Source organism: uncultured Tepidimonas sp., from assembly GCF_938045175.1.
Taxonomy (GTDB): domain Bacteria; phylum Pseudomonadota; class Gammaproteobacteria; order Burkholderiales; family Burkholderiaceae_C; genus Tepidimonas.
Window position 1 is genome coordinate 1 of record NZ_CALIND010000160.1, and the last position, 5,309, is coordinate 5,309.

Annotated in this window: 4 protein-coding genes and 1 pseudogene; all 5 read left to right on the forward strand. The window is 70.6% G+C overall.

Going from position 1 to position 5,309, the window contains the following annotated elements; all coding sequences use genetic code 11:
• Positions 1-1,394: UDP-N-acetylmuramoyl-L-alanine--D-glutamate ligase (gene murD, locus Q0716_RS08315; protein ID WP_299021926.1), on the forward strand; the 1,394-nt coding region annotated here is incomplete at its 5' end.
• Positions 1,395-1,513: 119 nt separating this feature from the next.
• Positions 1,514-2,689, forward strand: a complete 1,176-nt coding sequence (gene ftsW / locus Q0716_RS08320; protein WP_299021932.1) for a putative lipid II flippase FtsW — start codon at positions 1,514-1,516, stop codon at positions 2,687-2,689.
• A complete protein-coding gene (gene murG, locus Q0716_RS08325; RefSeq protein ID WP_299021928.1) occupies positions 2,686-3,759 on the forward strand; it encodes an undecaprenyldiphospho-muramoylpentapeptide beta-N-acetylglucosaminyltransferase in 1,074 nt (357 codons plus the stop codon). The genes ftsW and murG overlap by 4 nt, the downstream gene beginning before the upstream one ends.
• Positions 3,760-3,767: 8 nt before the next feature.
• Entirely contained in the window at positions 3,768-5,210 is a 1,443-nt protein-coding gene (gene murC / locus Q0716_RS08330) for a UDP-N-acetylmuramate--L-alanine ligase (RefSeq protein ID WP_299021930.1), read from the forward strand.
• Positions 5,207-5,309, forward strand: a pseudogene (locus tag Q0716_RS08335) (D-alanine--D-alanine ligase); the annotation flags it as partial. The gene murC and the pseudogene Q0716_RS08335, both read left to right, overlap by 4 nt.

Below are 5,309 nucleotides of genomic sequence, written 5' to 3' on the forward strand. Positions count from 1 at the left end.
ACGCGCTGCAGGCGGTGGCCCCGGGCAGCACGCTGCTGCGTGGCGTCGCGTTCGACGCCGATCTCTTTGCGCGCGCGCCCTGGGCGCTGGTGGCGCGCAGCCCGGGCATCGCCCCCGCGCAGCTGGCGCCGCTGCGCGACGCCGCGGCCGCCGTGGGCGTGCCGGTGCGCGGTGAGCTGGACCTGTTTGCTCACGCCCTGCGCACCCTCGCCGAGGCGCGGGCCTACCGCCCCGCGGTGCTGGCTGTCACCGGCACCAACGGCAAAACCACCACCACTGCGCTCACCGGCCACCTGCTGCGCAGCATCGGCTGGGACGTGGCCGTGGCCGGGAATATCGGCCCGACCCTGCTCGACACCCTGGCCGATCGGCTTGCCGCCGACGCACTGCCGCGGGTCTGGGTGCTGGAGCTGTCGAGTTTTCAGCTCGACGGGGTGGAGGGCTTCGAGCCCACGGCGGCCGTGGTGCTCAACGTGACCCAGGATCACCTGGACTGGCACGGCACCCTGCAGGCCTACGCGGCCGCCAAGGCGCGCATCTTCGGCCAGCACGGGCAGATGATCCTCAACCGCGACGATCCCATCGTCGCGGCCTGGCAGCCGCCCCCGCCCGAGCCGGTGCGTGGTCGCCGTGCGCCGCCGGTGCCGGCACGGGCGTGGACGAGTTTCGGTCCCGGGCTGCCACAGCGCCCGGGCGAATGGGGGCTGGAGACCGTCAACGGCATCACTTGGCTGGTGCGTGCCCGGCCCGACGACGATGCGCCGGTGCGTGGGGCTGCAGCAGCAGCGGCCGATTCGCTGCCGCTGCAGCGGCTCATGCCCGCCGAGGCGCTGCGCATCCAGGGCCGCCACAATGCCACCAATGCGCTGGCGGCGCTGGCGCTGGCCACGGCGGCGGGCGCGCCGTTGGCGCCACTGCTGCACTCGCTGCGCGACTACCGCGGCGAGCCGCACCGGGTCGAGTCCGTGGCCATCGTCGGCGATGTCGAATACATCGACGACAGCAAGGGCACCAACGTCGGCGCCACGCTGGCTGCCATCGAAGGGCTGGGGCCACAGCGTCGCTTGGTGGTGATCTTGGGCGGGGACGGCAAGGGACAGGATTTCGCGCCGCTGGCGGCGCCGGTGCGCCGTTACGCGCGCGCGGTCGCGCTGATCGGCCGCGACGCCCCCGCCATCGAGGCCGCGCTGGCCAACACGGACGTGCCACGGGCCCGGTTCGACGATTTGCCAGCCGCCGTGCGCTGGTGCGCGGCCCAGGCACAACCCGGCGACGCGGTGCTGCTGTCGCCTGCGTGTGCCAGTCTGGACATGTTTCGCGATTACGCGCACCGGGCCCAGGTGTTCGTGGACGCGGTGCGTGCGCTGCAGCACGACGAGGGGACACCCGCATGAGCGTGATCGATCGTTGGCAGCGGTGGCAGGCATCCACACGAAAGGTACTGGCGCGGTGGCTGCCAGGCGGGGGGCACGCCAGCGGCGGGACCATGACCGCTGACCTGCCCGTGCGCCTGATGCGTCGCGACTGGGCGCGCGCGCCCGCGCCGGCGGCCAGTGCCAGCGGCATCGACCAGCCCCTGCTGTGGGTGATCGTGGCGCTGCTGTGCTGGGGGCTGGTGATGGTGTACTCCGCCTCCATCGCGCTGCCGGACAACCCGCGTTTTGCGAACTACAGCCCGACTCACTTTGTGCTGCGGCATGCGCTGGCCATCGGCATCGGCGCGGTGGCCGCCACGGTCGTATTCCAGATTCCCACCGAGCGCTGGCAGCAGTGGGCCAACCCGCTGTTCGTGCTCGCGCTGGCGTTGCTGGTCATCGTCCTGGTGCCGTTCATCGGCAAGGGCGTCAACGGCGCACGGCGCTGGATCCCGCTGGGGTTCATGAACTTCCAGCCGTCGGAGCTGGCCAAGTTCGCCGTCGTGCTCTACGCCGCCAGCTACATGGTGCGCCGCATGGAGGTCAAGGAGCAATTTTTCCGGGCGGTGTGGCCGATGGCCTTGGCGGTCGGTCTGGTGGGGGTGCTGCTGTTGGCCGAGCCCGACATGGGCGCGTTCATGGTGATCGCGGTCATCGCCATGGGTATCTTGTTCCTGGGCGGGGTCAACGCGCGCATGTTCTTCCTCATCGCGCTGGTGGTGGTGGCGGCGTTTGCGATGGTGGTGCTAACCAACGAATGGCGGCGCGAGCGCATCTTCGCCTACCTCGACCCCTGGAGCGAGCAGCACGCACTCGGCAAGGGGTATCAGCTCACGCACGCGCTCATCGCCCTGGGCCGTGGCGAGTGGTTCGGCGTCGGGCTGGGTGCCAGCGTCGAGAAGCTGCACTGGCTGCCCGAGGCGCACACCGACTTTTTGCTCGCCGTCATCGGCGAGGAATTCGGCTTCGTGGGCGTGCTCACGCTCATCGTGCTGTTCATGTGGCTGACGCGTCGCATCATGCAGATCGGGCGGCAGGCCATCGCGCTGGACCTGGTGTTTGCCGGGTTGGCCGCGCAGGGCGTGGGCCTGTGGATCGGGTTTCAGGCGTTCATCAACATTGGCGTCAACCTGGGTGCCCTACCCACCAAGGGGTTGACGTTGCCGCTGATGAGCTACGGCGGGTCGGCCATTCTGATGAACCTGGTGGCGCTGGCGTTCGTGCTGCGGGTGGACTGGGAAAACAAATTGCGCATGCACGGGAGGCGGGCATGACGGCGCGTTGCGCACTGGTGATGGCGGGCGGCACCGGGGGCCATATCTTTCCCGGGCTGGCGGTGGCCGAGGCGCTGCGCGCCGAGGGCTGGCGCGTGCACTGGCTGGGCGCACCCGGCAGCATGGAGGCGCGTCTGGTGCCGCCGCGCGGCTTTCCGTTCGAGCCCGTGGATTTTGGCGGCGTGCGCGGCAAGGGACCGCTGACGCTGGCATGGTTGCCCGTGCGCCTGCTGCGTGCGTTTTGGCAAGCGTGGCGCGTGGTGCGCCGGGTGCGGCCGGACGTGGTCGTCGGCCTGGGCGGCTACATCACCTTCCCCGGCGGGATGATGGCCGTGCTGGCTGGCCGGCCCCTGGTGCTGCACGAACAGAATTCGGTGGCAGGACTGGCCAACCGGGTGTTGGCGCAGGTTGCCGACCGGGTGTTTTGCGCCTTCCCCGGCGCGCTGCCTGGTGGCCAGTGGATCGGCAATCCGTTGCGCGCCGCGTTTTTGCAGCAGGACCCACCGGCACGGCGGTTTGCCGGGCGGCAGGGGCCGCTGCGGCTGCTGGTGGTCGGGGGCAGCCTGGGAGCGCAGGCGCTCAACGAGACCGTGCCCCGCGCACTGGCCCTGCTGCCGCCATCACAGCGGCCGATGGTGTGGCACCAAAGCGGCGAGCGGCACCTGGACGCGTTGCGTGCGGCCTACGCGCAGGCCGGGGTAGAAGCGCAATGCGTGGCCTTCATCGACGACACCGCGCGCGCCTTTGCCGACGCCGACGTGATCATCGCGCGCGCGGGGGCCAGCACCGTGACCGAAATTGCCGCGGTGGGCGCCGCGGCGCTGTTCGTGCCGTTTCCGCATGCGGTGGACGACCACCAGACCGCCAATGCCCGCTTTCTGAGCGACGACGGCGCAGCCTGGCTGCGTTCGCAGTCGGAACTGACGCCCGAATGGCTGGCCGACTGGCTGCGTGGCCTGACGCGCCAGGACCTGGCGCAGCGCGCCGAGCGTGCCTGGGCGCACCGCCAGACCGGCGCCGTGGATGCCATGGTGCGCGCCTGTACCTCGCTGGCCGCCAAGCAGACCTAAACCCCGACATGAAACACGCGATTCGACACATTCACTTCGTGGGCATCGGCGGTGCCGGCATGAGCGGCATCGCCGAGGTGCTGCTCACGCTGGGGTACACCGTCTCGGGCTCCGACCTTGCCGACAATGCCGCCACGCGTCGCCTGCGTCAGTTGGGTGCGCGTGTGCTCATCGGGCACGACGCCGCGCACATCGAGGGCGCCGACTGCGTCGTCGTCTCCAGCGCGGTGCAGCCCAGCAACCCAGAGGTGCAGGCTGCGCAGGCGCGCATGCTGCCGGTGGTACCGCGCGCGGTCATGCTGGCCGAGCTGATGCGCATGAAAAAAGGCATCGCCATCGCCGGCACGCATGGCAAGACGACCACCACGAGTTTGGTCGCCAGCGTGCTGGCCGCCGCGGGGCTCGATCCCACCTTCGTGATTGGCGGACGGCTCAACAGCGTGGGGGCCCACGCCCGACTCGGCCAGGGCGAATACATCGTGGTGGAGGCCGATGAATCGGACGCCTCGTTCCTGAACCTGCTGCCGATCATGGCCGTGGTCACCAACATCGACGCCGACCACATGGACACGTATGGCCACGACTTCGGTCGCCTGCAGCAGGCGTTCGTGGACTTCCTGCACCGCATGCCGTTTTATGGCGCGGCGGTGGTGTGTATCGACGACCCGCACGTGCGCGCGCTGCTGCCGGCCATCCAGCGCCCCATCACGCCGTATGGGTTGAGCGACGACGCGCAGGTGCGCGCGCTCGACGTACGGGCGGTGGGCGCGCAGATGCATTTTCGCGTGCAGCGGCGCAACGGCATCGATCTGCCCGATCTGGACGTCGTGCTGAACCTGCCCGGCGAGCACAACGTGCGCAACGCACTGGCCGCCATCGCGGTGGCGGTGGAGCTGGGCGTGCCGGATGCGGCGGTGCTGCAGGCGCTGGCAGAGTTCAAAGGGGTGGGACGGCGCTTCCAACGCCATGGCGAGGTGGCGCTGCCTGCCGGCGGGCACGCCACGGTGATCGACGACTACGGCCACCATCCGGTGGAGATGGCCGCGACCATGGCCGCGGCGCGTGGTGCCTACCCGGGCCGGCGGCTGGTGCTGGCGTTTCAGCCGCACCGCTACACCCGCACGCGCGATTGCTTCGAGGACTTCGTGCGCGTGCTGGGGCAAGCCGACGCCGTGTTGCTGACCGAGGTGTACGCCGCCGGTGAGCCCCCGATCGTGGCGGCGGATGGCCGCAGCCTGGCGCGCGCGCTGCGCGTGGCAGGCCGGGTGGAGCCGCAGTTCGTGCCCGACGTGGCCGAGCTGCCGCAGGCCATCCTGCAACACGCGCGCGACGGGGACGTGGTGCTGTGCATGGGGGCGGGCTCGATTGGCGCGGTGGCGGCCCAGGTGGTGGCGCTGGCGCAGGCACAGACGCTGGCGACCCCCACCCTGGCCGGGGAGGCGACGACATGACGCGCCACGACACGATGCCCGATCCGCGCGCCTTTGGCAAGGTCGCGGTGCTCATGGGTGGCCGCTCGGCCGAGCGCGAGGTCTCGCTCATGTCCGGGC

Coding starts and splice junctions, on each gene's coding strand:
- ftsW (WP_299021932.1), top strand. CDS start 1,514: ATGCGTCGCGACTGGGCGCGCGCGCCCGCGCCGGCGGCCAGTGCCAGC.
- murG (WP_299021928.1), top strand. CDS start 2,686: ATGACGGCGCGTTGCGCACTGGTGATGGCGGGCGGCACCGGGGGCCAT.
- murC (WP_299021930.1), top strand. CDS start 3,768: ATGAAACACGCGATTCGACACATTCACTTCGTGGGCATCGGCGGTGCC.